Genomic DNA, 26803 nt, shown 5'->3' on the forward strand with positions numbered 1-26803 from the left:
CTGGAGCCGCGCCATGCGAATTCGATACCTGTTGCCGGCGCTCGTCGCGGCCGCCAGCCTGGTGGCCGCTTGCGGCGAAGTCGCCCGCCTGCCGGTCGAGGCCGGCATGGGGCCGCGGCCCGAGTTGCCCGCCCCCAATACCACCCTCATTCCCACGGTCAACACGGCCAGGGCGGTGGGCTGGAGCGAGACCGGCCTGCCGACGCCGGCCAGCGGCCTGGCGGTCACCGCCTACGCCCGCGGCCTGGATCATCCGCGCTGGCTCTACGTGCTGCCCAATGGCGACGTGCTGGTGGCCGAGACCAACGCGCCGCCCAAGCCGCCCGAGATGTCCGGCGGCCTCAAGGACTGGGCCGCCGGCATCGTCATGAAGCGCGCCGGCGCGCGCACGCCCAGCGCCAACCGCATCACCCTGCTGCGCGGCCTGACGCCCGATGGCGCGGCGCAGACGCGCAGCGTGTTCCTGGAAGGCCTGAATTCGCCCTTCGGCATGGCGCTGGTGGACGACCAGCTGTATGTCGCCAACGCCGACGCGTTGCTGCGGTTTCCGTACCAGGCCGGCCAGACCCGCATCGACGCGCCCGGCGTCAAGGTGACCGACCTGCCCGCGGGGCGCAACCATCATTGGACCAAGAACCTCATCGCCAGCGCCGACGGCGCCAAACTGTATGCGACGGTCGGCTCGAACAGCAACGTCGCCGAGAACGGCATGGCGGAAGAGGAAGGCCGCGCCGCCATCTGGGAAATCGACGTCGCCAGCGGCGCCAAGCGCCTGTATGCCAGCGGCCTGCGCAACCCGGTGGGCATGGCCTGGGGCCCCGACGGCAAGACGCTGTGGACGGCGGTGAACGAACGCGACGAGCTGGGCAGCGACCTGGTGCCCGACTACATGACTTCGGTGCGCGACGGCGGTTTCTATGGCTGGCCATACAGCTACTTCGGCCAGCACGTCGACACCCGGGTGAAGCCGCCGCGCCCGGACCTGGTGGCGCAGGCGATCGTGCCGGATTACGCGCTGGGGCCGCACACCGCCTCGCTGGGGCTGGCCTGGTCCGGCGGCGCCACGCTGCCGGCGCCGTTCACCCACGGCATGTTCGTCGGCCAGCATGGTTCCTGGAACCGCGACCCGCGCAGCGGCTACAAGGTCATCTTCGTGCCATTCACCGGCAACCGCGCCGACGGCCAGGCGCGCGACGTGCTGACGGGATTCCTGGACGCGGACGGCCAGGCCCGCGGCCGGCCGGTGGGCGTGGCCGTGGATGGGCGCGGCGGCCTGCTGGTGGCCGACGACGTCGGCAACGTGATCTGGCGCGTAACCGCGCAGCCAGCGGCGCGTTGATGCGGCGCCCGCGCAATTCGCTGGCGTCCGATTGCGCTGCGTCAAACCGCCGGCGGGCAAGGCCGGCCCAAGAGGCGTAGACTGAGGTCGGATCACTTAGTCGCCCGCGGGATCCGGTGCAACGGCTCCGCGGCCCTTTCCCCTCGACACCTGGAGGCATGAACATGCTGTTGAAGAATCTCTGCGCCGCAACCATCCTGGCCCTGGCCTCGGCGCCCGTGCTGGCGGCCGAATGCTCGGTCGACATCGCCGGCAATGACCAGATGCAGTTCGACAAGAAGGAAATCACGGTCAGCAAGAGTTGCAAGCAGTTCACCGTCAACCTCAAGCACCCCGGCAAGCTGGCCAAGAACGTCATGGGCCACAACTGGGTGCTGACCAAGCAGGCCGACATGCAGGGCGCCGTCAACGACGGCATGGCCGCCGGCCTGGACAACAACTACGTCAAGAAGGACGATGCCCGCGTCATCGCCCACACCAAGGTGATCGGCGGCGGCGAGACCGATTCGGTCACCTTCGACGTCAGCAAGCTGGCCGCCGGCCAGGACTACGCCTACTTCTGCTCGTTCCCCGGCCACTTCGCGCTGATGAAGGGCGTGCTCAAGCTGGTCGACTGATCGCCCCTGCCGGCCTCGCGGGATCTGCGCGGGGCCGCCGCGCCCGCCCCTACAATGGCCGTTTTCCGACACCCTGGGGAACGACGCATGAGCACGGATAAAGTGGCAATCATCACCGCCGGCGGCAGCGGCATGGGCGCGGCGGCGGCGCGCAAACTGGCGGCCGACGGCTACCGCGTGGCGATCCTGTCCTCGTCCGGCAAGGGCGAGGCGCTGGCCGCCGAACTCGGCGGCCTGGGCGTGACCGGTTCGAACCGCTCCCCCGAGGACCTGGCGCGGCTGGTGGACGCGACCCAGCAGAAGTGGGGCCGCGTCGACGCCGTGGTCAACAGCGCCGGCCACGGCCCCAAGGGCCCGCTGCTGGAAATCAGCGACGACGACTGGCACCTGGGCATGGAGTTCTACCTGCTCAACGTGGTGCGCATCGCGCGCCTGGTGGCGCCGGTCATGAAGCGCCAGAAATCCGGCGCCATCGTCAACATCTCGACCTACGCCACCTTCGAACCGGAAGCGCTGTTCCCCACGTCCGGCGTGTTCCGCGCCGGCCTGGCCGCGTTCACCAAGGTGTTCGCGGACGAATACGCCGAACACAACGTGCGCATGAACAACGTGCTGCCCGGCTTCATCGACAGCCTGCCGGAGAAGGAAGACCGGCGCGCGCGCATCCCGATGGGCCGCTACGGCACCGCCGAGGAAGTGGCCGACCTGATCGCCTTCCTGGCCTCCGACGCTTCCTCGTACATCACCGGACAGAACATCCGCATCGACGGCGGCATCACACGTTCGGTCTGATCCGCGCGGCCCGGCCGGCCCCCGCGCGGGCCGGCGCGCCGCGCGTGCGCGCCTCGTGCAAAAGGATTAGTCCCTCGTCCGAATGGCGGTCTTGAAGCCCCCCTGGCGCTTCGCTACCGTAGGCTTTCGCATTCGACCCCGGGGCTGCCTGCATGTCCGCGTCGCCGTTCGGAGCGGCGCCGCCCGCTTCCGCTGAAACCCGCCCGCCCACGCCTGGCCAGGCCTCGCGCTTCCTGGCCCAGGCCACCTTCGGCCCGACGCCGGCGCTGATCGACGCGGTGGTGCGCGACGGCTACGCCGGATGGCTCGACACGCAACTGGCGCTGCCGCCGTCGCAAAGCCATTTCGACTGGCTGCTGCAGCAAGGCAAGGACACCGAGGCCTACAAGGGCAACGGCATCAACGCGCCGCTCGAATCGACGCTGTGGCGCAAGTTCATCAGCGCCGAGGACCAGGTGCGCACCCGCGTGGCGTTCGCGCTGTCGGAGATCTTCGTGGTCGGGGTGGCGTCGATCACGGCCAACTGGCCGCTGTTCGGCGCCGCCGGCTTCATGGACCTGCTGGCCGAGCATGCCTTTGGCAGCTACCAGGACCTGCTCACCGCCGTCACCCGCAACCTGTCGATGGGCTGCATGCTGACCTATCGCGGCAACCGCAAGGAAGACCCGCGCACCGGCCGCCATCCCGACGAGAACTATGCGCGCGAAGTGATGCAGTTGTTCAGCATCGGCCTGGTCGAACTGAACCGCGACGGCACGCCGCGGCTGGTGAACGGCGCCCCCGTGGAGACCTACGACAATGCCGACGTGCAGGGACTGGCCAAGGTCTTCACCGGCTGGGACCTGGATGGGCCGGAGACCGACGTGCAGTTCCACCGCCGGCCGATGGCGCTCAATCCGGCGCTGCATTCGCTGGCCGAAAAGCGCTTCCTGGGCGCGGTGATCCCGCCCGGCACCGATGGACACCTGTCGCTCAAGCTCGCGATGGAGGTGATCAGCGCGCATCCGAACGTCGGGCCGTTCATCGGCACGCAGCTGATCCAGCGGCTGGTCACCAGCAATCCGAGTCCGGCCTACGTCGAGCGGGTGGCGACCGTGTTCGACGACGACGGCCACGGCGCGCGCGGCAACCTCAAGGCGGTGGTGCGCGCCATCCTGCTGGACGACGAGGCGCGCCACCCTGATCTGGCCGCGCCCGGCTGGGGCAAGGTGCGCGAACCCATCCTGCGCTTTTCCGGCTGGGCTCGGGCGTTCGGCGCCACCTCCACCAACGGCGCCTGGGCCATGCCCGACACCACCGACAACACCATCCGGCTGGCGCAGAGCCCGATGCGCTCGGCCAGCGTGTTCAACTTCTTCCGGCCGCGCTATGCCCCTCCCGTCACCGAGCTGGCGCGGCGCGGCCTGGTGGCGCCGGAACTGCAGATCACCGATGAAACCAGCATCGCCGGCTACCTGAACTTCGTGGCCATCTACGTCGATCGCGGCTGGGAAGACCTGCAGACCCCTTACACCGCCGAGATCGCCCTGGCCGCCGACGCCGATGCGCTGGTGGCGCGCATCGTGCTGCTGCTGGCGGGCGACGCCTTCAGCGCGGCGACGGCGCAGGCCATCGCGCAGGCGGTCGATACCCTGCCGCGCGAGCGGCCGCGCGACCGCGTGCGCGCCGCCATCACGCTGGTGGCGGCCAGCCCCGAATACCTGGTGCAGAAATGAAGGCCGAGCGCCGCGAATTCCTGCTGCGCGCCTGCGCCCTGGGCGCGAGCCACGCGGCGGCGCCGCTGGCGCTGAACCTGGCGGCGCTGGGCGCGGCGGCCGCGCAATCCGCGCCGCCCGGCGACTACAAGGCGCTGGTGTGCGTGTTTTTGTACGGCGGCAACGATCCGTTCAACACGCTGGTGCCGTTCGACGCGCCCGCCTACCGCGCCTATGCCGCGGCCCGCAGCGACATCGCGCTGCCGCGTGACGCCCTCCAATCCACGGCGCTGCGCGACAAGGCATCCACCGCCGATGGCGCCCAATTCGCGCTGGCCCCGTCCCTGGCGCCGCTGGCGCCGCTGTTCGCGCGCGGCGAGATGGCGGCGGTGCTTAACGTCGGCCCGCTGGTGGTGCCCACCAGCAAGGCGGACTACATCGGCGCGCGGGTGCCGCTGCCGCCCAAGCTGTTTTCGCACAACGACCAGCAGTCGTATTGGCAGGCGCTGGCGCCGGAAGGCGCTTCCTCCGGCTGGGCCGGGCGGCTGACGGACCTGTACGCCGACATCAACGCGCAGCGCAGCTTCACCGGCATCACCGCCGGCGGCAGCACCGTGCTGCTGGCCGGCCGCCATGTCGCGGGCTACCGGGTCGGCGTGAACGGCTCGACCCGCATCGAACTGCTGACACGCGACATGTACGGCTCCAGCGCCTGCACCGCCTTGCTGCGCCAGCTGATCACACAGCCGCGCGAGCACCTGATGGAACGGGAAATGTCGCGCATCGCGGCGCAGTCGATCGACGCCGACTCGCGGCTGCGGGCGGCCTTGTCTGGCGTGGCCGTGCCAGGCGATTTCGACTCGCCGCTGGCGCAGCAGTTGAAGATCGTGGCCCGCATCATCGCGGCGCGCCAGGCCCTTGGGGCGCGGCGCCAGGTATTCTTCGTATCGCAGAACGGCTACGACAACCACACCGGCCTGAACGACACCCACCCGGCCCTGCTCAAGGAACTGGGCCAGGCGCTGGCCGCCTTCCAGACGGCGCTGGCAAACCTGGGCGTGGCGCGCCAGGTCACCACCTTCACCGCCTCGGAATTCGGCCGCACGCTGGGATCGAACGGCAACGGTTCGGACCATGGCTGGGGCGCCCATCATTTCGTGCTGGGCGGCGCCGTCAACGGCGGCCGCTACTACGGCACGCATCCGCAGATCGCGCCCGATGGCCCCGGCTTCGTCGACAACGGCCGGCTGCTGCCGACGCTGGCGGTGGAGCAGTTGGGCGCGGCGCTGGGTAGCTGGTTCGGCGCCAGCGCCGACGACCTGCGGCTGGTGTTTCCGAACCTGCGCCACTTCGACGCCTCGCCCTTGGCGCTATTTACAGCGCCGCGTGAATCGTCGACGCCAGCTTCTTCCACTTGACGGCTTCGTCGCGCACGAACGCGGCAAGCTCCGCCGGCGTGCTGGTGCGCACCTCGGCGCCCTGGTCGTCGATCTTGGCGGCCACGGCCGGATCGTTGAGCGCGCCATTGAGCGCGGTGTTCAACTTGGCGACCACCTGCGGATCGGCGTTGGCGGGCGCGAACACCGCGTACCACTGCGCCACGTCCACGCCCGGCACGCCAAGCTCGGCCAGCGTCGGCATGTCGGGCAGCACCTTGGCGCGGCGCGCGCCGGCCACGCCCAGCGCGCGGATCTTTCCCGACTTCAGGTGCGGATAGGCGCTGAACAGGCTGGGGAACATCACCTGGGTAACGCCGGCCAGCGTATCCGTCATGGCGGGGGCCGAGCCCTTGTAGGGAATCTCCAGCATGGCCGCGCCGGTGGCGCGGTTGAACAGCTCGCCCGCCACCGCCGGCGCCGTGCCCGGGCCGGCCGAGGCGTAGCTCAGGCCGTCGGGGTGGGCCTGGCCGTACTTGAGCAGGCCCGGCACGTCCTGCACGCCGATGCTGCTGGACACCACCATCAGTGTGGGCGAGTCGGCCACCATGCCGATGGCGGTGAAGTCGCGCACCGGATCGTAGTTGAGCTTCTGCAGCGCCGGATTGATGCCGTGCGTGCCGATGTAGCCAAGCATCAGCGTGTAGCCGTCGGCCGGCTGGCGCGCCACGTAGTCGGCGGCGATGGCGCCCTGCGCGCCGGGCTTGTTGACCACGATGACGGTCTGGCCCAGCAGTTCGCCCATCTTCTGCCCGATCACGCGGGCCAGGGTGTCATTGCCGCCGCCGGCGGCGGTGGGCACCACCATGGTGATGGCGCGTTCGGGGAATTCGGCGTGGACGGCCGGGCTGGCCAGGGCCAGGCAAAGCGCGGCGGCACCCAGCGTGCCGCGAGTGGGGAAAACCATGTCATGTCTCCTGATGGTTCTGTTGGCGGTCTCTGCGGACCGCTGTGTCTCGGGTCGGAGGCGGCTCGGGCCGCCACCTTCATGTTTCGGTGCCGGCGGCCGAGGGCGGCTTCCGGGTACGGCATTCTTGATCGCAGCCTATGCCGCCATGGCGGCAGGCGCCGACTCCGGTCGGATGGCGCGTTCCTCGCGCGCCGGCACATAGCGCCCCGGCACGTACAGCAGGCCCTTCATGATCTTGCGCGCGGTGCGTACCAGGCCGGCGGCCCGCACCTCGCCGCTGGCGGCGTCCAGCCTGACGTCAATGTCCATGCCGCCCGACGGGTGCTCGATGCGCACGCCACGGTAGCCCGGGCGCGGCGCCGGCCCGCCACAGTCGTGCGCCACGGTGCCCGCCATCAGGTAGGCGGCGGCCACGCCCACCGCGCCGGTGGCGGCATGGGCGCGATGGCAGGCGTGCGGCGTGAAGTAGCGCGAACGCAGCGACAGCGCGGCGGGATCGCTGCCGGGCGCCAGCAGCACCGGCTTGGGAATGACGCTGTTCGAGACGTCCCCCAGTCCCATGCGGCTGCCGGCCTCGCGGCGGATGCGCTCCAGGCGCGCCAGCAGGGCAGGGTTGGCGTCCAGTTCGGCCGGCGACTCGTCGCCGCGCAGGCCGAAGTCGGCGGCGCGCAGCAGCACCATCGGCATGGCGGCGTCGATCAGCGTGGCGGCCACGCCGTCGACCACTTCCTGCCGCAGGCCGGTCGGGAATAGGCGGCCGGTGACCGCCCCCCAGGCGTCGAGGAAATTCAGGCGCACGGGCGCGGCGGCGCCCGGCACGCCGTCGATGCGCGCCTCGCCTTCATAGGTCAGGCGGCCGCCCGGCGTCTGCACCACGGCCTCGATCACGGCGCCCGTGTTGACGTTGTGCACCCGCACCGAGGTTTCGCCGTCGGCCGCGGCGATCAGGCCCTCGTCGATGGCGAAGGGCGCTGCGCCCGACAGCATGTTGCCGCAGTTGGGACGGGTGTCGACGCTGGCGCGGTCCACCGAGACCTGCGCGAACAGATAGTCGATATCGCAGTCGGGCCGGGTCGAGCGCGACACGATCGCGACCTTGCTGGTCAGCGAGTTGCCGCCGCCCAGGCCATCGACCTGCAGCGCGTGGGGCGAACCCATGGCCTGCAACAGCAGCCGGTCACGCTCGGCGGGATCGGCCGGCAGCCAGTCGCCAAGAAAAAAGGGGCCGCGGGAGGTGCCGCCGCGCATCAGTACGCAAGGGATGATCGTTTCCATGCGGTGCATTCTGCGACGGCGCGGCTATTATTTGAATTGCAACTTACGGATGGATTAATGCATGGCACGCATCAATTTCGATTTACAGGAATTGCAGGCCTTCGTGGCCGTGGCCGAACGCGCCAGTTTCCGCGCCGCCGCCGAAGACCTGAACCTGTCGCAGCCGGCGCTGAGCCGCCGCATCGACAAGCTGGAGGACCTGCTGGGCGCGCGCCTGCTGGAACGCACCACGCGCCGCGTGGCGCTGACGCACGTCGGCCGCATCTTCCTGGAACGGGCGCGCGGCGCCATCGACGAACTGGAACGCGCGGTGCTCAGCATCGGCGACCTGGCGGCGCAGCGCGGCGGGCTGGTGACGGTGGCCTGCGTGCCGTCGGTGGCCTACTACTTCCTGCCCGCCATCATCCACGACTACGCCGCGCGCTTTCCGCGCATCCGCGTGCGCATCATCGACGAGACCGCCCACACCGTGCTCAACAGCGTGGTGACCGGCCGCGCCGACTTCGGCATCAGTTTTTTCGGCACCCAGGAGCCGGACGTGGATTTCAAGGCGGTGCTGCGCGAGGACTTCGTGCTGGCGGTGCGGCGCGACCATCCGCTGGCCGCGCGCCGCAGCGTGTCGTGGGAGGAGCTGTCGCAGGAACGCTTCATGACCGTGGCCAAGGAAAGCGGCAACCGCCTGCTGATCGACGACGCGCTGGCCAAGAGCGGCAAGCGCACCGTCAGCGCCTTCGAGGTCAGCCACGTCATGACGCTGCTGGGGCTGGTGGAAGCCGGGCTGGGCGTGGCGGCCGTGCCGCAGCTGGCGATGCCGCCGGCCGGCCACGCCACGCTGGCGGGCGTCAAGCTGGAGCATCCGCGCGTCACCCGCAGCCTGGGTTTGATCTCGCGCAGGGGCCGCCCCCTGGCGCCGGCGGCGCAACAGCTCTATAACCTTATCCACCAGGCCGGCAAAAGCGCCAAGCGTGGTCCCCCCAAGCAACCCTGAAGCCGCACCATGAGCCCCCATTCCCTGGCGTTGCAAGCCGCCACCGAAGACGACCTGCCGTTCCTGCTGGCGCTGCGCAAGGCAACCATGACCGAACACCTGGCGCGCGTTGACGCGCCGCGGGACGATGCGCATCACCTGGCGCGCATCCGCTATCACTTCGACGACGCCCAGATCGTCTGGCTGCACGGCCGCCCGGCGGGCCTGTTCAAGACCTTCCGCGATCCGGCCGGCTGGCGCGTGGTGCAGATCCAGATCGACCCGGCCTTCCAGGGCCAGGGGCTGGGCAGGCGCCTGCTGGCGGGCCTGCTGCGGCAGGCGGACGACGAAGGCGCCCCGGTCACCCTGTCCGTCCTGAAGGGCAACCCCGCCCGCCGGCTCTACGAGTCGCTGGGCTTCACCCCTGTCGAGGAGACCGCCCTGGAAATAGAAATGCGCTACGAACCCGCCCCGCCCGCCAGCGGCCACGCCTGACGGCGGCCGTCGCGAAGGGCCCGCGCGAGGCTCGGTTGGATCTTCATCCCCAGCCCTCCCGATTTTTTTGTCCGGTGGCGGAATATTCCCGTTCCGCCCCGCGTCTGTAGAGGGCAGTCCCCCAAACTCTTCCATCTACGAGGCACGACATGCGCACTCAACTCGCGGCAACCCTGGCCCTCTCCTGCGCCGCCCTGTTCTCGGCCGGCGCCCATGCCCAGGCCGTCAAGACCCAGGACGGCATCCTGGTCAACAGCGCCGGCATGACCCTCTACACCTTCGACAAGGATGCCGGCGGCAAGAGCGCCTGCAACGACCAGTGCGCCAAGATCTGGCCCCCGGTCACCGCCGCCGCCGACGCCAAGGCCTCGGGCGACCTGAGCATCATCACCCGCGACGACGGCTCCAAGCAGTGGGCCTACAAGGGCAAGCCGGTCTACCTGTATGCCAAGGACGCCAAGCCGGGCGACAAGACCGGCGACAACTTCAAGGACGTCTGGCACGTCATCAAGCCCTGATCCGGCCTGAGCCGTCCCTCCACGCCCGACCATGCGCGCCGACGACGAAGCCGCGATCCTGGCCTGCATCCCCAGCCTGCGGCGCTACGCCCGCGGGCTGACGGGCGACCCACACCGGGCCGACGACCTGGTGCAGGACACGCTCGAACGGGCCTGGAGCCGCTACTCGCGCTGGCAGCGCCGCGGCGAGCTGCGGGCCTGGATGTTCGGCATCATGCATAACCATTTCATCGACGGCGTGCGCGCCAGCCACCGGCAGGCCGAACAGGCCGGCGCGGGCGACCTGCCCGACGTGCCGGTGCGCGCCACGCAGACCGACCACCTGGAGGTGCGCGACCTGGACCGCTGCCTGCAAGGCCTGCCGGCCGAGCAGCGCGAAGTATTGCTGCTGGTGTGCGTGGAAGACCTGTCGTACCAGGAAACCGCGCAGGTGCTGGGCGTGCCGATCGGCACGGTCATGTCGCGCCTGTCGCGCGCCCGCGAACGCCTGGGCGCCCTGATGCAGGGCCAGGAACCCGCCAGCCGGCTCCATCGCGTGAAATGACATGAACGACAAACGCCTCCACGCCATTCCCACCGCCGGCAACCCCATCACCGAAGCCGACCTGCACGCCTACGCCGACGGCCAGTTGCCGCCCGGCCGCCACGCCGAGGTCGACGCCTTCCTAGCGGCCCATCCGCAGGACCTGGCGCGCGTGCACGCCTGGCAGGCCCAGCGCCGCGCCCTGCACGCCCTGCTGGACCCGGTGCTGGACGAACCCCTGCCCCTGCGCCTGCCGCTCTCGCCCCCCGCGCGCCGCCTGCCCTGGCGCGCCGTCGCTGCCTGTGCCGCCATCGCCGTCATCAGCGCCAGCAGCGCCTGGATGGCGCGCGGCGCCATGGACGCCCGCCACCAGCAAACCGTATTGGCCACCGCCACACCCGACCGCGCCGCCGGCGGCTACGCCCAGCGCGCCGCCATCGCCCACGCCGTCTACGCCCCCGACATGGGCCGCCCCGTCGAAGTCAGCGGCGACAACGAAAAGGCCCTGGTCACCTGGCTCACCAAGCGCCTCGGCGCCCCCGTGCGCGCCCCGTCCCTTACCCATGCCGGCTACGACCTCGTCGGCGGCCGCCTGCTGCCCGGCGGCAGCGGCCCCGTCGCCCTCTTCATGTACGGCGCCCCCGACGGCCAACGCCTGACCCTCTACGTCACCCGCGAAGCCGCCGGCGGCCAGACCGCCTTCCAATTCACCCAGGAAGGCCCCGTCCGCGTCTTCTACTGGGTCGAAGGCCAATTCGGCTACGCCCTCTCCGGCGCCATCAGCCGCGACGAACTGCAACGCGTCTCCGAAGAAGTCTACAAACAACTGCAAGGCTGAGCCGGGCGCGGGCGCGCCCGGCGAGCGCCGATCTGCCCGCAGGTTTCAACAAAGCCCCTGGTCGGACACTCTCGTTCGAGAATCAGTTGCCCTCCCACAAGCGCGCCGCAAAGAGCGCCCCCCCATCGCCGCCACCGCGCGCAGCGACCACACCCCCGACGCCCCACCCGACGTATGCCAAAAACGGCTGCCCGCGCAGCCGTTTTTGGCGGGCCCCGCAAACTCCTCCGCCCCCCAAACGACGCTGAGCAGAACACCAAGCAAGCCATTCTCCCCGCCATCCGCCGCATGGAGATGCACGAGCGGCGGGGGGAGGGTGCCGGGCGGGTGCGGGGCGTGTAGATGCGCCCGAGGGAATCCGAAGGAGTCGCCGAAGGCGAGGACGAGGATGACGAAGGGGTAGTCCGGAGCGAACGCTCCGGACCGCAATCGTAGCCCCGCGCCCGCCCGGCACCCTCCCCCCGCCGCGCCTTAAGAACCCTCCCGAGCCACATGCAACATATGCAGCGTAATCTTCCGAACCTCAGCCTTGCTCATCTCAACATGCCCCCGCAACATCCTCCCCGCCGCCTCCCCCCGCCGCGCCAGCACCGCCCGCAAGATCGCCCCATGCTCCTCATACGTCGCATCCACCCGGAACTCCTTGGTGAAATCCAGCCGACGCACGATCCGGATCTTCTCCGTCACCTCCCGGTGAATCAGCGCCATCTCCGCATTCCCGGCAGCCGCCACCAGTGAGCAGTGAAACGCCTCGTCCAGCTGCGCCACCATCCGCCCATCCAGAATGCGTTGATCCGGCGGCACCAGCCACACATCCACCAGCGCCGCCAGCATCCCGCCATCGTCCATGCGCTCGCGCGCGCACAGCCGTTCGACCGCCGCCAGTTCCAGCACCACGCGCACGTCGTACAGCGCCTCGAAGCGCTCGAAATCGAACGGCCGCACCTGCCAGCCGCTGCGCGGACTGGGCAGCACGAAGCCCTCGCGCTCCAGCCGCGCCAGCCCCAGCCGCACCGGCGTGCGGCTCACCCCCAGCCGCAACGCCAGCTCCGCCTCGGTAAAGCGGTCGCCCGGCAGCAGGCGGAAGTCGAACAGCTCGTCCTTGATGCGCTGGTAGACCTGCTCGGCCAACGACCCCGCCAGCGCCGGCGCCTGCCGCAACGCCGGTCCGACACGCACCGAATCGCGCATGGTCAGGCCACCGGGCAAGTCGCGTCCTCGGCCAGCACGACCAGCGCATCGCCCGCGTTGACCGGCTTGCCCGGCACGCAGCGAATCGCGGCCACCGTGCCCGACACCGGCGCGATCACCGACAGCTCCATCTTCATCGCCTCGACCACCACCAGCGTGTCGCCAGCCGCCACGCTCTGGCCCACCTGCACGGGGATCTTCCAGACGTTGCCGCACATATCGGCGCTGACCAGCCGTTCGCCGTCGCGCAGCGCGATCTCCAGTTCCGGCGCCGCCTCGGCCGGCGGCGCCGCCACGTCCTCGTGCTTCCACAGCGCGACTTCGGCATCGAACGCCGACTTCTGCCGCGCCTGGAAGGCGCCGATGCTGTCCGCCTGGTCGGCCAGGAAACGCTGGTGCGCGGCGAAATCGAATAGTTCCTCCTCGATGCGCACCGTGGCGCGGCCCTCGCGGAAATCCTCGCGCAGCACATCCAGCTCGGCCTCGCTCACCGGATAGAAGCGCACCTGGTCGAAGAAGCGCAGCAGCCAGGGCTTGCCGTCCTGGAACGCCGGGTTCTTCAGGAACTTGTTCCAGATCGGCAGCGTGCGGCCCACCAGTTGATAGCCGCCGGGCGAATCCATGCCGTAGATGCACATGTAGACGCCGCCGATGCCCACCGTGCCTTCGGCGGTGAAGGTGCGCGCCGGGTTGTACTTGGACGTCAGCAGGCGGTGGCGCGGATCGATCGGCACCGCGCACGGCGCGCCCAGGTAGACGTCGCCCAGGCCCATGATGAGATAACTCGCGTCGAACACGATGCGGCGCACGTCCTCGCGGCTGGCCAGGCCGTTGATGCGCTGGATGAAGTCGACATTGTTCGGCAGCCACGGCGCGCTGGCGCGCACCGTTTCCTGGTAGCGCTGCACCGCGCCCAGCGTGGCCGAATCCTCGAACGCCATCGGCAGATGGACCACGCGGGTCGGCACCTTCAGCGTCGACACGTCGGCCAGCTGCGTTTCGATCTCCAGCAGCCGCGCGATCAGCGCCTGTTGCAGGATCACGCGGCTGTCGTAGCGGATCTGCAGCGAGCGCACGCCCGGCGACAGTTCTCGCACGCCGTCGATCGGCCGCGCCGCCAGCGCCTCCATCAGCAGGTGGATGCGCATGCGCAGCGCCAGGTCGAGCACGTTGTCGCCATACTCCAGCAACAGGTAGCCATCGCCCGCCTGGCGGTACGACACCGACGGCCGGCTGCCCGTCGCCGGCAGCGACGCGATGATGGTCTCCGAGGCCGTGGCGGGCGGCGCCGAGGGTGTGGTGGCCTGCGGCGCGACGGCGCGCAACTGCTCGACGCTGCGGTCCTGCGCCGCTTCGCGCGCCACCGCCTCGGCGTAATCGATGCGCACGAAGCGGATGCGGTCGCCCGGCTTGACCTGCCCCACCTTCCACAGCTCGGCGCGCGCGATCGTCACCGGGCAGACGAAACCGCCCAGGCTGGGACCGTCGCGCGTCAGGATCACCGGGCTGTCGCCGGTGAAGTTGATGCTGCCGATGGCGTACTCACAATCATGGATGTTGGATGGATGCAGGCCGGCCTCGCCGCCGTTCTCGCGCGCCCAGGTCGGCTTGGGGCCGGTCAGGCGCACGCCCAGGCGATTGGAGTTGTAGTGCACCTCCCAATCGGCGGCGAAAAAGGCCTCGATGGCTTCGGGGCGGAAGAAGTCCGGCGCGCCATGCGGGCCGTACAGCACGCCGATCTCCCAGGTGTTGCCATAGGCGGGAATCAGTTCTGCGGGCGCGGCCTGCGGCGCGCTCACGGGCGCCTGGGCGTTCGCGGCCGGCAGCTCGGGGCGCACCAGCGGCAGCATGTCGCCGACCCGCAGCGTGCGGCCGGCGTGGCCGCCGAACTGGCCCAGCGCGAAGGTCGAGCGGCTGCCCAGGTAGACCGGCACGTCCAGCCCGTTGCGCACCGCCAGGTACGTGCGGCAGCCGGACAGCGCGCGGCCCGTGGCCAGCACCTGGCCCGAGCGCACCGTGACCGGCTGCCACATCGGCACCGGCTCGCCATCGAGCGTGGCGGCGCATTCGGCGCCGGTGAGCGCGACGATGGCATCGCCATGAAAGCGCAGCGTCGGCCCGACCAGCGTGGCCTCGATGCCGGCTGCGTCGGGCGCGTTGCCGACGATGCGATTGGCCAGGCGGAAGGCGTAGTCGTCCATCGGGCCCGACGGCGGCACGCCGATATCCCAATAGCCGGTGCGGCCCGGGTAATCCTGCACGCTGGTGTAGGTGCCGGCTTCCAGCACCTCGATGGCCGCGGGGCGATAGATGAAGCCCTCCAGGAAGCGCGTCGACAGCTGCCCGGCGCGGAAGCGCGCGTCGGCCACGATCTGGCGCAGGTAGTCCAGGTTGGTGGCGATGCCGTGCAGGCGGGTGTGCGCCAGCGCATCGGCCAGCTTGTCGAGCGCGGCCTCGCGGGTGTCGGCGTGCACGATCAGCTTGGCCAGCATCGGATCGTAGAACGCCGGCACCTCGGTACCCGTCTCGACCCAGCCGTCCAGGCGCACGCCTTCGGGAAAATGCACCTCCGTCAGCACGCCGGGCGACGGCTGGAACTGGCGCAGCGGGTCTTCGGCGTACAGCCGCACCTCGATCGACGCGCCTTGCGGCGCGCGCGACATCGCGGCCAGGTCGAGCGGCTCGCCCGCCGCCACGCGCAGCATGCATTCGATCAGGTCCAGCCCGGTCACCGCCTCGGTCACCGGATGCTCCACCTGCAGGCGGGTGTTGACCTCCAGGAAATAGAAGCTGTCGCGCGCCGGATCGTAGATGAATTCGACCGTGCCGGCCGAGCGGTAAGCCACCGACTCGCCCAGCTTGACGGCCGCCGCCAGCAGCGCCGCGCGGGTCGCGGCCGGCAGGTGCGGCGCGGGGGTTTCCTCGATCACCTTCTGGTTGCGACGCTGCACCGAGCAATCGCGCTCGCCCAGCGCCAGCACGCGGCCGGCGCCGTCGCCGAAGATCTGCACCTCGACGTGGCGGGCGTTGTCCACGTAACGCTCGATGAAGGCGCCGCCGTCGCGGAAGAAATGCTCGCCCATGCGCTGTACGCTATCGAACGCCACCGTCAGTTCGGCCTCGTTGTCGCAGCGCGACAGGCCGATGCCGCCGCCGCCCGCGGTGCTCTTGAGCATCACCGGATAGCCGATGCGCTCGGCCTGCGTCAGCGCCTCGCCCAGGCTGGCCAGCAGGCCCGTGCCGGGGGTCATCGGCACGCCGGCTTCGGCCGCCAGTTCACGCGAGCGGTGCTTCAGGCCGAACTCGCGGATCTGCAGCGGCGTGGGACCGACGAAGGCGATGCCCGCGGCCTCGCAGGCTTCGGCGAACTCGGCGCTCTCCGACAGGAAGCCGTAGCCGGGGTAGATGGCCTGCGCGCCGTGCTCGCGCGCGGCCGCCAGCAACAGGTCGGTGCGCAGATAGCTGTCGACGGCCTTCTCGCCGCCCAGCGCCACGGCCACGTCGGCCTCGCGCACATGGGCGGCATTGCGGTCGGGATCGGAATACACGGCAACGCTGCGGATGCCCAGGCGTTTGAGGGTACGGATGGCGCGGACGGCGATTTCGCCACGGTTGGCGATGAGGACGGTATCGAACACGGTTCGGCTCCCAGGGGCGATTGGATTTAGCGGGGGGTGGCGTTCAGGCTGGCGAGATAGGCGCGCCAGCCGCCGAAGGCGGTGATGTCGCGCGCGCCCTCCAGGCCTCGCGGCTCGCAGATGAAGCCCTTGACCTGGCGGCCGTCATGCAGCGTCAAGGTGCCGATGCCCAGCGGCGCGGGGATCTCGGCCACGAAGGCGCCGAACGCCGCCAGCGGGATGTCCCACAGCTCCACCTCGATCGGCGCACCGCTGTCGGACTTCACCAGCCCCGGCTTGGGCGGCGTGGTGTTGGCCAGCGCGTAGAGCCGGTAGTCGGCGGCGGTGCGGGTCTTTTCCACCAGCACCGCGCGGCGCGAGGTCAGCTGATGGTTCAGCGGCATGCCGGTCAGGTGCGCGCCCACCACGGCCACGCGCAACAGCCCGGGGTCGGCCGCGATCGGCCCCATGGGCGGCAGCGGCCGGCCCGTGGCGCCCAGCGGCAGTCCGCGCTGCGCCTGCCATTGGCGGCCGAAATGCGCCAGCGCGCGGTCCTGCCAGGCCATGCCGATCAGCGTGATGCCGGCCGGCAGCCCGTCATCGCGCATGCCCGCGGGCAGCGCCAGCGCCGACAGGTCGGCGAGGTTGGCGAAGTTGGTATAGATGCCCAGTTGTGAATTGAGCCGCACCGGGTCGGCCTGCAACTGCGCGATGGTGTAGATCGACGGCGAGGTCGGCACCACCAGCGCATCGAAGCCTTGCAGCGACTGGTGGATACTGCGCGTCAGCTCGGCGCGGCGGTACTCGGCCTTGAAGGCGTCGAGCGCGTCGTAGTGGACCGCGCCTTCGACGATGCCGCGCACCACCGGATGGATGGCGTCGGGATTGTCGCGCCACAGCGGCTCGACCGCGGCGAAGCGCTCGGCCACCCACGGCCCCTGGTACAGCAGCGCCGCCAGTTCGGCATAAGGCGCGAAGTCGATGGCCTGGACCTCGGCGCCGCCGGCCTTGAGCGCCTGCACCGCGGCCTCGAACGCGGCGGCGGCCTGGGCGTCGCCGAAGAACTCCAGCCGGTCGGGCACCGCCAGCCGCGGCGCGGCGGGCCAGGGCGCGGCGGCGCCGGCCGGCTGCGCGCGCGAATAGGGATCGTGTTCGTCATAGCCGCCGGCGATGCCGGCCACGCGCTCGGCATCGTCCACCGTCAGCGCGAAGATCGACACGCAGTCCTGCGTGCGGCAGGCCGGCACCACGCCGGCGGTGCTGAGCCAGCCCTTGGTCGGCTTGAGGCCGACGATATTGTTGAACCCCGCCGGCACCCGGCCCGAGCCCGCGGTGTCGGTGCCCAGCGAAAACGCCGCCAGCCCGCGCGCCACCACCGAGGCGGACCCCGAGCTGGAGCCGCCGCTGATGTAGTCGGGATTGAAGCTGTTGGCCACCGCGCCATGCGGCGAGCGGGTGCCGACCAGGCCCGTGGCGAACTGGTCGAGATTGGTCTTGCCGATCAGGATGGCGCCGGCCGCGCGCAGGCGCCGCACCACGGTGGCGTCTTCGTCCGGCGTGTAGGCAAACTCGGGGCAGGCCGCCGTGGTCGGCCAGCCGGCGGCGTCGATGTTGTCCTTGATGGCGAACGGCACGCCGTAGAGCGGCAGGCGGGAACGATCGCCGCCGGCCGCGGCCAGCAGCAGGCGCAGGTCGTCGAGCTGGCGCGCCAGCACCGGCGCGCTGGCGCGCGTGATCCAGGCGTTGTCGGCCGGGTCGTCCGGCGCGGCGGCCAGGGGCATCAACAGCGCTTCGGGCGTGGCCCCTTCCTGATAGGCCGACAGCCATTGCGCGATCGTCCAACCGAGCGGGCCCTGCTGCGTTGCTACGGCATTCATGCTGGAATCCTTTCTGGTATACAAGTACGGATTCCCAAGCAATACGCGTGCCATGTGCGCCGCGCCCGGCGTTTTCGCCCTGGACGCCGCGCGCCACGGCCTGGCCGCCTTCGCGGACAAGTCCGCGCACGCACTCCCAGCGGGCAGCGGTCGCACCGGTTTTGTGCACGCGGCACCAGATTGAACCGCGGCGCGCCGCCCGTCCGCCGCCCCGCCTCCTCGCGCAAACCCATTGCTCAATACAGCGCGCCGCCATCGCATCGCGGCTGGCACGGCTTTTGCTTTGACGTCCTGGTCACGTCCTTTCATCACCGGCGCCGCCGGCCTCTTCCCATCCAGGAGTCACCATGAAACGCAGACTAGCCCTCAAGCAATTGACCGCCGCCAGCCTATTGGCCATGTCCGGCTGGATGCCGCAGCTGTTCGCCGCCGAAGACACCATCAAGGTCGGCATCCTGCATTCGCTGTCGGGCACCATGGCCATCTCGGAAACGTCGCTCAAGGACGTGGCCCTGATGACCATCGACGAGATCAACGCCAACGGCGGCGTGATGGGCAAGAAGCTCGAAGCCGTGGTGGTCGACCCGGCCTCGAACTGGCCGCTGTTCGCCGAGAAATCGCGCCAGCTGCTGGCGCAGGACAAGGTGGCGGTGGTGTTCGGCTGCTGGACCTCGGTGTCGCGCAAGTCGGTGCTGCCGGTGTTCAAGGAACTGAACGGCCTGCTGTTCTACCCGGTGCAATACGAGGGCGAGGAACTGGAGAAGAACGTGTTCTACACCGGCGCCGCGCCCAACCAGCAGGCCATTCCCGCCGTGGAATACCTGATGAGCGAAGACGGCGGCGGCGCCAAGCGCTTCGTGCTGCTGGGCACCGACTACGTCTACCCGCGCACCACCAACAAGATCCTGCGCGCCTTCCTGCACTCCAAGGGCGTCAAGGACAGTGACATCGACGAGGTCTACACCCCGTTCGGCCATTCCGACTACCAGACCATCGTCGCCAACATCAAGAAGTTCGCCGCCGGCGGCAAGACCGCCGTCATCTCCACCATCAACGGCGACTCCAACGTGCCGTTCTACAAGGAGCTGGGCAACGCCGGCCTGAAGGCCACCGACGTGCCGGTGGTGGCGTTCTCGGTGGGCGAGGAAGAACTGCGCGGCGTCGACACCAAGCCGCTGGTGGGCCACCTGGCCGCCTGGAACTACTTCGAGTCGATCAAGAACCCGGTCAACGAGGAATTCATCAAGAAGTGGAAGGCCTACGCCAAGGCCAAGAACCTGCCCAACGCCAACACCGTGGTCACCAACGACCCGATGGAAGCCACCTACATCGGCATCCACATGTGGAAGCAGGCGGTCGAACAGGCCAAGACCACCGACGTCGACAAGGTGATCGCGGCCATGGGCGGCCAGAAGTTCAATTCGCCGAGCGGCTTCGCCATCGAAATGGACAAGACCAACCACCACCTGCACAAGCCGGTCTACATCGGCGAGATCAAGGCGGACGGCCAGTTCAACGTGGTCTGGAAAAGCAAGGGCCCGATCCGCGCGCAACCGTGGAGCCCGTACATCGCGGGCAACGAAAGCAAGCAAGGCCTCTAACCGGAACCGGAAGCGCAGCCATGCTGAATGCGGTCATCGCGAAATTCCTGCGTCATCTCCTGCTTGCATGGCTGCTGGCCACGCCGGCGCTGGCCGCCCACGCGGCCGCATCCGGCGTGGACCCGGCGCTGCTGGCGCCGCTGGCCGGCGACGACACCGACGCCCGCCTGCAGGCCATCGCCGCCCTGGGCCAGCAGCCCGGCCCGGGCGCGGCCGCCGTGTTGCAGGCGCTGGGCAATGACCAGCTGTATGCGCTGCCGGACGGCCGCGTGCTGATCGGCGACGGCAAGGGCCAGGCCACCGATCCGGCCACCGGCACGGCCCTGGCGCTGCCGCCCGAGGCCTCCTCCATCGGCATCAACAACCGCTTGCGGCGCGCGATCGAGGCGGCGCTGGCCGGTTCGCGGCTGTTCTCCGATAACCCGCAGGAACGGCTGGCCGCGGCCCGCCGCCTGCAACAGACCGGCGATCCGGCGCGCCTGCCGCTGCTGGAAAAGGCGCTGGCCGCCGAAAAAGACCCGGCCGTGCGCGCCGCGCTGGAGATCGCGCAGGCCAGCCTGGAACTCAAGAGCGCCGACCCCGCCGTGCGGCGCCACGCGGTCGATCTGCTCGGCCGCACCGACAACGCCGCCTTCCGGCCAACGCTGGCGGCGCTGACGCAACAGCAGGACGGCGCCTACGCCGAACCCGACGCCGGCGTGCGCGAGGCGGCCGCCAACGCGCTCAAGCGCATCGACCGCCACCTGGCCACCATCGAGTGGGCCGGCAACCTGTTCTACGGCCTCAGCCTGGGCAGCGTGCTGCTGCTGGCGGCGCTGGGGCTGGCCATCACTTTCGGCCTGATGGGCGTCATCAACATGGCGCACGGCGAGCTGCTGATGATCGGCGCCTACGTCACCTACCTGGTGCAGACGGCGTTCCGCGCCTGGCTGCCGGGCTGGCTCGACTGGTACGTGGCGGCGGCGCTGCCGCTGGCCTTCGTGGTCACCGCGCTGGTCGGCATGGCGCTGGAACGCACCGTGATCCGCTGGCTCTACGGCCGGCCGCTGGAAACCCTGCTGGCCACCTGGGGCATCAGCCTGATGCTGATGCAGGGCGTGCGCACCCTTTTCGGCGCGCAGAACGTGGAAGTGGGCAACCCCAGCTGGATGACCGGCGGCTTCACCGTGCTGGGCGGCCTGGTGCTGACCTACAACCGGCTGGTCATCATCGGCTTCGCATTGTTCGTGGTGTTCCTGGTGTGGGCGCTGCTGAACCACACCCGGCTCGGCCTGTTTGTGCGCGCCATCACGCAGAACCGGCGCATGGCCGATTGCGTCGGCGTGCCCACCGGCCGCGTCGACATGCTGGCGTTCGGGCTGGGCTCTGGCATTGCCGGGCTGGCCGGCGTGGCGCTGTCGCAGTTGGGCAACGTGGGGCCGGACCTGGGCCGCGGCTACATCGTCGATTCCTTCATGGTGGTGGTGCTGGGCGGCGTCGGCCAACTGGCCGGCACCGTCATCGCCGCGCTCGGCCTGGGCGGCGTCAACAAATTCCTGGAGCCTTACGCGGGAGCGGTCATGGCCAAGATCACCATCCTGGTGCTCATCGTGCTTTTCGTGCAGAAGCGGCCGCAAGGCCTGTTCGCCCCGCGCGGCCGGAGCGTCGAATGAAGCAGACCGCGCTGACCGATTTCAACCTGCTGGCGCGCCGGCCCCTGTTCAATGGCCGCGCCTGGGCCGCGCTGGGCGCGGGCGTGCTGCTGCTGGCGCTGGTGCCGCTGCTGAACCTGGCGTTTCCCGCCGGCCATCCGCTGCACATCTCGGCCTACGCCGTGGCGCTGCTGGGCAAGTTCATGTGCTACGCCCTGGCGGCGCTGGCGCTGGACCTGGTGTGGGGCTACGCCGGCATCCTGTCGCTGGGCCATGGCCTGTTCTTCGCGCTGGGCGGCTACGCCCACGGCATGTACCTGATGCGCGCCATCGGCCAGGACGGGGTCTACCAGAGCCGGCTGCCGGACTTCATGGTGTTCCTGGACTGGAAGGATTACCCCTGGTACTGGGCCTTCACCGACCACTTCGCCTACGCCATGCTGCTGGTGGTGCTGGTGCCGGGCGTGCTGGCCTTCGTGTTCGGCTACTTCGCCTTCCGCTCGCGCATCAAGGGCGTGTACTTCTCCATCATCACGCAGGCGCTGACCTTCGCCGCCATGCTGCTGTTCTTCCGCAACGACACCGGCTTTGGCGGCAACAACGGCTTCACTGACTTCAAGCGCATCCTGGGTTTCGATATCACCGCGCCCGGCACCCGCGCCGCGCTGTACTGGATCACGCTGGCGGCGCTGGCCGGCGCGCTGGTGCTGGCGCGCGCCGTCACGCAGTCCAAGCTGGGCCGGGTGCTGACGGCGGTGCGCGACGCCGAGAGCCGGCTGCGCTTCATCGGCTACGACCCGCTCGGCTTCAAGCTGTTCGTGTGGACGCTGTCGGCGGTGCTGTGCGGCATCGCCGGGGCGCTTTACGTGCCGCAGGTCGGCATCATCAACCCCAGCGAAATGTCCACCGAGAACTCCATCGAGATGGTGATCTGGGTGGCCACCGGCGGCCGCGGCACGCTGATCGGCCCCATCATCGGCGCCGGCGCCGTGAACGGCCTGAAGACCTGGTTCACCAGCGTGCTGCCCGAATTCTGGCTGTACGCGCTGGGCCTGATCTTCGTGCTGGTGACCCTCTTCCTGCCCACCGGCATCGTCGGCCTGGCCCGGCGCCTGGCCGCCCGCTACCAGGAGCGACGCGCATGACCAGCACCCATACCGAAAGCGCCATGCTCGATGGCGGCCCCAGCGGCGACGCCGGCTACGGCCGCGTCAGCCCCAAGGGCCTGGACACCAGCCACGGCGCCATCCTGTACCTGGAGGGCATCACCGTCAGCTTCGACGGCTTCAAGGCCCTCAATGACCTGACGCTGGACATCGGCGTCGGCGAACTGCGCTGCATCATCGGCCCCAACGGCGCCGGCAAGACCACCATGATGGACGTCATCACCGGCAAGACGCGGCCCACCGCCGGCACCGCGTTTTTTGGCCAGAGCATCGACCTGACCACGCTGAGCGAGGCGCAGATCGCGCATGCCGGCATCGGCCGCAAATTCCAGCGCCCCACCGTGTTCGAGCAGCACACGGTGTTCGAGAACCTGGAGCTGGCCATGAAGACCGACAAGCGCGTGCGGCCCACGCTGTTCGCGCGCCTGACCGGCGAGCAGGCCGACCGCATCGGCGAAACGCTCGACCTGATCCGGCTACGGCCCGAGGCCTTCCGCCCCGCCGGCCTGCTGTCGCACGGCCAGAAGCAATGGCTGGAGATTGGCATGCTGCTGATGCAGGAACCGCAGTTGCTGCTGCTGGACGAACCGGTGGCCGGCATGACCGACGCCGAGACCGAGCGCACCGGCGAACTGCTCAACGAACTGCGCGGCCGCCATTCGCTGATGGTGGTCGAGCACGACATGGATTTCGTCAACCAGATCGCCGGCGACGGCAAGGTGACCGTGCTGCACGAGGGCTCGGTGCTGGCCGAGGGGCCGATGGCCAAGGTGCAGGCCGACCCGCGCGTGATCGAAGTCTACCTGGGGCGCTGACATGCTGAACGTGAACACCATCGACCAGTACTACGGCGGCAGCCACACCCTGCGCGGCGTGTCGCTGGCCGTGAACCAGGGCGAATGCCTGGCGCTGCTGGGCCGCAACGGCGTCGGCAAGACCACCCTGCTCAAGTGCGTGATGGGCGTGCTGCCGGTGGCGCGCGGCGCCATCGATTTCGACGGCGCCGACGTCACCCGCCTGGCGCCGCACCAGCGCGCCGCGCGCGGCATGGCCTACGTGCCGCAGGGCCGCGACATCTTCGCCCGGCTCACGGTCGAGGAAAACATCCTGATGGGCATGGCCACCAAGCCGGCGGCGCGCGCGCGCCGCATCAAGGAGGAAGTGTTCGAGCTGTTCCCGGTGCTCAAGAGCATGCTGGCGCGGCGCGGCGGCGACCTGTCCGGCGGCCAGCAGCAACAGCTGGCGATCGCCCGCGCGCTGGTGGCCGAGCCCAAGCTGATCATCCTGGACGAACCCACCGAGGGCATCCAGCCGTCCATCATCAAGGACATCGGCCGCGTCATCCACATGCTGCGCCAGCGCGGCGACATCGCCATCCTGCTGTGCGAACAGTACTTCGACTTCGCCCGCGAGCTGGCCGACCGCTTCGTGGTGCTGTCGCGCGGCGAGGTGGTGGCCAGCGGCGACCGCGCCGCCATCGACGGAGAGGACGTGCGGCGCCATCTTTCCGTCTGAAAGGGCTTGGATATAATGCGCCGTCATGCACCTCGCCCACTTCCTGAACCGCGGCTACGCCTGGATCGCGCTGATCGCGATCCTGTGGGCGTCGCTGGTTCCGTCGCTGGCGCATGGCAATCACCTGCCCAATGCCAGCCGCCAGGTCAGCGTGGACTACTGCGCCCCCGAGGGCCGCTCGTCACTGACCATCGAGGTGCAAAGCGATGACGGGGCCGGCGACCACGCCGCCCACCACGGCGACAGCAACCACTGCCCGTTCTGCCGCAACCCCCAGGCCGACCTCGGCCTCCCTCCCGCTCCCCTGACCGTGCTGCCGGCGCCCGCCAGCGGCGGCGTCACCTACCCGGCGCTGTTCTACCGCGCCTCGCACCCCCTCCACGCCTGGCGCGCGGCCCAGCCGCGCGCCCCGCCCGCGGCCTGATCGGCCCGTCCGCCGTCCCCACCCGGGGCGGCGCACGCGCCGCTTCCGCCCGAGCATTCGTCGCCGCTGACCGGCGGCGATTCCCGCAGAACCCTCGTCCGCATCCCGGTGCCGCCTGCTAGCGCGGCGCCATCGCGGGCGTGCAGGCCGGCCCCGCCGGCGTGGACCATGAAAAGAACCTACGCAGTATCCCTGCTGGCCGGCGCCTGCGCCGCCAATCCGGCGCTCGCGCTGACGACCGAGCCCGCCATCGAGACGCTGGCGCCCACCGTGGTCGAAGGCGACAACGCCGAGGACCGCCCCAACGGCCCGATCAACCTGGAACGCATCGACGGCACCGGCAGCCGCCTTGGCCTGCGGATCAAGGACACGCCGGCCTCCGTCACCGTCATCTCGCGCCAGCAGATCGAGGCGCGCGGCGCCCTCAACACCCAGGACATCGCCCGCGGCATCCCGGGCGTGAACAACGCCTCGCCCCCCGGCATGGCCGGCGCCGTCAGCTATCGCGGCTTCAGCGGCGGGCAGGTGTCGCAGTTGTTCAACGGCATCTCGGTGCAGTACGACTCGGCGGCGGCGCGGCCGATCGACAGCTGGATCTACGACCGGGTCGAGGCCATCGGCGGCCCCTCGACCTTCCTGTTCGGCGCCGGCGCCGTCGGCGGCGCCATCAACTACGTCACCAAGCTACCCGAACGCGACACCTTCTACGAAGGCCAGTTGCGCCTGGGTTCGTTCGACACGCGCCAGGCATCGGCCGGCATCAACCAGCAACTGGCCGGTTCGCCCGGCGGCCGCGGCCATTACCTGCGCATCGACGCCAACACCACCGCCAGCAACGGCTGGGTCGACGGTGAACGGTCGAACGCCACCCAGGTGGCGGCCTCGCTGCTGTCCGACCTGGGCGACGACGTCACGCAGACCTGGGCCTTCGAGTACCAGCGCGAACGCGTCGACCGCCCCTACTGGGGCACGCCGCTGACGGTGGGCGCGAACGGCAAGGTGAGCGGCGAAGGCCACATCCGCGGCGGCACGCGTTTCAAGAACTACAACGTCGACGATGGCCTGTACGAGCAGTCGGTGCTGTGGGCCCGTTCGCTGACGGAATGGCGCGCGGCGCCGGGCATCACGTTCAAGAACACGCTGTACTACTACCGCGCCGAACGCGACTTCCGCAACCTGGAGACCTACCGCTACAACGCTGGCAACAGCCGCGTGCTGCGCTCAGCCGCGCTGCTGCAGCGCCATGAGCAGAGCCTGGTCGGCAACCGCGTCGAGGGACTGGTCGAATCGACGCTGGCCGGCCTGCCCACCAGTTGGTCGTTCGGCGCCGACCTGAGCGTGAACAGGCAGACCCGCTATCCCACAAGCCTGCCGGCCACGGTGGACGCGGTCGATCCGTACGATTTCCAGCCGGGCTATTTCTACGACATCCCCGGCATGACGCGCGGCCACAACCCGGACCGCGACAACCGCATCCGGACGCTGGCCTTCACGCTGGAAAACCGCACGGAAGTGCTGCCCGGCGTGGCCATCGTGTCGGCCCTGCGCAAGGACTTCATCGACCTGGACCTGACCAACCGCCGCGCGGTCACGGCCGCGGCCCCGGCGTCGGCCTCGCGCAGCTATTCGCCCACCACCGGCCGGCTGGCGCTGAACTGGGCCGTCACGCCGCAGGCGTCGCTGTACGCGCAATACGCCACGGCCGCCGATCCGCCGTCCGGCATCATGGCCACCGCGTCGTTCGCCGACGTGCTCAACAACGACAAGCTGACCACCGGCACGCAGAAGGAGGTCGGCGGCAAGTTCGAGTTCTGGGACGGCCGCGGCTCGGCCACCATCGCCGCCTACGAGATCACGCGCAAGCACATCTCGGCGCCCGACGCCAACAACCCGGCGGTCAGCATCCCGGTGGGCCAGCAGTCGGCGCGCGGGCTGGAACTGGCCGGCGGGCTGCGCCTGACGCGCACCCTGTCGCTGCAGGCCAACGTGGCCTTCGTCGATCCCAAGTACGACGACTTCTCGGAAACGGTCGGCGGCGTGCGCGTCTCGCGCAACGGCAATGTGCCGACCAACACGCCGCGGCGCGTGGCCAACGCCTGGATCGACTACGCCTTCCTGCCGGACTGGAACGCCAGCCTGGCCGCGCGCTACGTCGGCCGCGCCTACGCCGATGCCGCCAACACCGTCTGGGCGCCGTCGTACACCGTGTTCGACGCGGCGCTGTCGCACCGCATCGACCGCCACTTCACCGTCACCGGCCGGGTCCGCAACCTGACCGACAAGGTGTACGCCGCCAACGTCAGCGGCACGCCGATGTTCTACCTGGGCGCGCCGCGCTCGTTCGAACTGACGCTGCAGGCGCGGTTCTGAGGACTGC

The 26803-nt window shown here is 69.9% G+C and carries 22 protein-coding genes; 17 read left to right on the plus strand and 5 right to left on the minus strand.

What is annotated here, in order from left to right; translation table 11 throughout:
* The first annotated feature begins 13 nt into the window (after positions 1-13).
* The 5 genes from AC6CR5_RS14955 (at position 14) to AC6CR5_RS14975 (ending at position 5860) form a co-directional block, all read left to right on the plus strand.
* Complete coding sequence (locus AC6CR5_RS14955) at positions 14-1339, plus strand: PQQ-dependent sugar dehydrogenase (protein WP_437262577.1); 1326 nt, start codon at positions 14-16, stop codon at positions 1337-1339.
* 164 nt (positions 1340-1503) lie between these two features.
* Positions 1504-1956, plus strand: a complete 453-nt coding sequence (gene azu / locus AC6CR5_RS14960; protein ID WP_006384410.1) for an azurin — start codon at positions 1504-1506, stop codon at positions 1954-1956.
* Between the two features lie 87 nt (positions 1957-2043).
* Positions 2044-2748 (plus strand): SDR family oxidoreductase, encoded by a 705-nt coding sequence (locus AC6CR5_RS14965; protein ID WP_498084667.1) that lies wholly within the window; start codon positions 2044-2046, stop codon positions 2746-2748.
* A 152-nt stretch (positions 2749-2900) separates the two neighbouring features.
* A complete protein-coding gene (locus tag AC6CR5_RS14970) occupies positions 2901-4463 on the plus strand; it encodes a DUF1800 domain-containing protein (protein ID WP_498084668.1) in 1563 nt (520 codons plus the stop codon).
* The gene (locus AC6CR5_RS14975; RefSeq protein ID WP_498084669.1) at positions 4460-5860 is read left to right on the plus strand and encodes a DUF1501 domain-containing protein; all 1401 of its coding nucleotides are present in this window, start codon (positions 4460-4462) and stop codon (positions 5858-5860) included. Before AC6CR5_RS14970 ends, AC6CR5_RS14975 begins: the two co-directional genes overlap by 4 nt.
* Here the strand turns inward: AC6CR5_RS14975 and AC6CR5_RS14980 are convergent.
* Both AC6CR5_RS14980 and AC6CR5_RS14985 read right to left on the minus strand, forming a co-directional pair.
* Complete coding sequence (locus tag AC6CR5_RS14980) at positions 5817-6785, minus strand: tripartite tricarboxylate transporter substrate binding protein (RefSeq protein WP_238920983.1); 969 nt, start codon at positions 6783-6785, stop codon at positions 5817-5819. The genes AC6CR5_RS14975 and AC6CR5_RS14980 overlap by 44 nt on opposite strands.
* A 138-nt stretch (positions 6786-6923) precedes the next feature.
* A complete protein-coding gene (locus AC6CR5_RS14985; protein WP_498084670.1) occupies positions 6924-8063 on the minus strand; it encodes a 4-oxalomesaconate tautomerase in 1140 nt (379 codons plus the stop codon).
* Between the two features lie 61 nt (positions 8064-8124).
* On the opposite strand from AC6CR5_RS14985, the gene AC6CR5_RS14990 reads away from it, so the two are divergent.
* The 5 genes from AC6CR5_RS14990 (at position 8125) to AC6CR5_RS15010 (ending at position 11404) form a co-directional block, all read left to right on the plus strand.
* Positions 8125-9051, plus strand: coding sequence for a LysR family transcriptional regulator (locus tag AC6CR5_RS14990; protein ID WP_024070208.1), 927 nt, complete (start codon positions 8125-8127; stop codon positions 9049-9051).
* Positions 9052-9060: 9 nt separating this feature from the next.
* The gene (locus AC6CR5_RS14995; protein WP_150101765.1) at positions 9061-9525 is read left to right on the plus strand and encodes a GNAT family N-acetyltransferase; all 465 of its coding nucleotides are present in this window, start codon (positions 9061-9063) and stop codon (positions 9523-9525) included.
* A gap of 149 nt (positions 9526-9674) precedes the next feature.
* Entirely contained in the window at positions 9675-10043 is a 369-nt protein-coding gene (locus tag AC6CR5_RS15000) for a COG4315 family predicted lipoprotein (protein ID WP_006384420.1), read from the plus strand.
* A gap of 31 nt (positions 10044-10074) precedes the next feature.
* Positions 10075-10587: an RNA polymerase sigma factor gene (locus AC6CR5_RS15005; RefSeq protein ID WP_006384421.1), complete on the plus strand. Its 513-nt coding sequence runs from the start codon at positions 10075-10077 to the stop codon at positions 10585-10587.
* A gap of 1 nt (position 10588) precedes the next feature.
* Positions 10589-11404: an anti-sigma factor family protein gene (locus AC6CR5_RS15010; RefSeq protein ID WP_054439684.1), complete on the plus strand. Its 816-nt coding sequence runs from the start codon at positions 10589-10591 to the stop codon at positions 11402-11404.
* A 471-nt stretch (positions 11405-11875) separates the two neighbouring features.
* Here the strand turns inward: AC6CR5_RS15010 and AC6CR5_RS15015 are convergent, their stop codons facing one another.
* Genes AC6CR5_RS15015 through atzF form a run of 3 tightly spaced genes read right to left on the minus strand, consistent with a single transcriptional unit; the run spans position 11876 to position 18089 of the window.
* Complete coding sequence (locus AC6CR5_RS15015; protein WP_006386138.1) at positions 11876-12595, minus strand: GntR family transcriptional regulator; 720 nt, start codon at positions 12593-12595, stop codon at positions 11876-11878.
* A 2-nt stretch (positions 12596-12597) separates the two neighbouring features.
* On the minus strand, positions 12598-16233 hold the full coding sequence (gene uca, locus AC6CR5_RS15020) for an urea carboxylase (RefSeq protein WP_498084671.1): 3636 nt from the start codon (positions 16231-16233) through the stop codon (positions 12598-12600).
* A 26-nt stretch (positions 16234-16259) separates the two neighbouring features.
* On the minus strand, positions 16260-18089 hold the full coding sequence (atzF, locus tag AC6CR5_RS15025) for an allophanate hydrolase (RefSeq protein ID WP_498084672.1): 1830 nt from the start codon (positions 18087-18089) through the stop codon (positions 16260-16262).
* 347 nt (positions 18090-18436) lie between these two features.
* Between atzF and urtA the strand changes: the two genes are divergently transcribed.
* The 7 genes from urtA (at position 18437) to AC6CR5_RS15060 (ending at position 26796) form a co-directional block, all read left to right on the plus strand.
* Positions 18437-19690, plus strand: coding sequence for an urea ABC transporter substrate-binding protein (gene urtA, locus AC6CR5_RS15030; protein ID WP_054446960.1), 1254 nt, complete (start codon positions 18437-18439; stop codon positions 19688-19690).
* A gap of 20 nt (positions 19691-19710) precedes the next feature.
* Positions 19711-21342, plus strand: coding sequence for an urea ABC transporter permease subunit UrtB (urtB, locus tag AC6CR5_RS15035; RefSeq protein WP_150101763.1), 1632 nt, complete (start codon positions 19711-19713; stop codon positions 21340-21342).
* A complete protein-coding gene (gene urtC / locus AC6CR5_RS15040; protein ID WP_020926616.1) occupies positions 21339-22466 on the plus strand; it encodes an urea ABC transporter permease subunit UrtC in 1128 nt (375 codons plus the stop codon). The genes urtB and urtC overlap by 4 nt, the downstream gene beginning before the upstream one ends.
* The gene (gene urtD / locus AC6CR5_RS15045) at positions 22463-23302 is read left to right on the plus strand and encodes an urea ABC transporter ATP-binding protein UrtD (RefSeq protein ID WP_006386130.1); all 840 of its coding nucleotides are present in this window, start codon (positions 22463-22465) and stop codon (positions 23300-23302) included. Before urtC ends, urtD begins: the two co-directional genes overlap by 4 nt.
* Position 23303: 1 nt before the next feature.
* Positions 23304-24002 carry an urea ABC transporter ATP-binding subunit UrtE gene (gene urtE / locus AC6CR5_RS15050; protein ID WP_006386129.1) on the plus strand — a complete coding sequence of 233 codons (699 nt, stop codon included), beginning with the start codon at positions 23304-23306 and terminating at the stop codon, positions 24000-24002.
* Between the two features lie 25 nt (positions 24003-24027).
* Entirely contained in the window at positions 24028-24426 is a 399-nt protein-coding gene (locus tag AC6CR5_RS15055; RefSeq protein ID WP_020926613.1) for a DUF2946 domain-containing protein, read from the plus strand.
* Between the two features lie 168 nt (positions 24427-24594).
* Positions 24595-26796 (plus strand): TonB-dependent receptor, encoded by a 2202-nt coding sequence (locus tag AC6CR5_RS15060; protein ID WP_498084673.1) that lies wholly within the window; start codon positions 24595-24597, stop codon positions 26794-26796.
* Positions 26797-26803 lie beyond the last annotated feature (7 nt).

The organism is Achromobacter sp. EG18, from assembly GCF_059759395.1.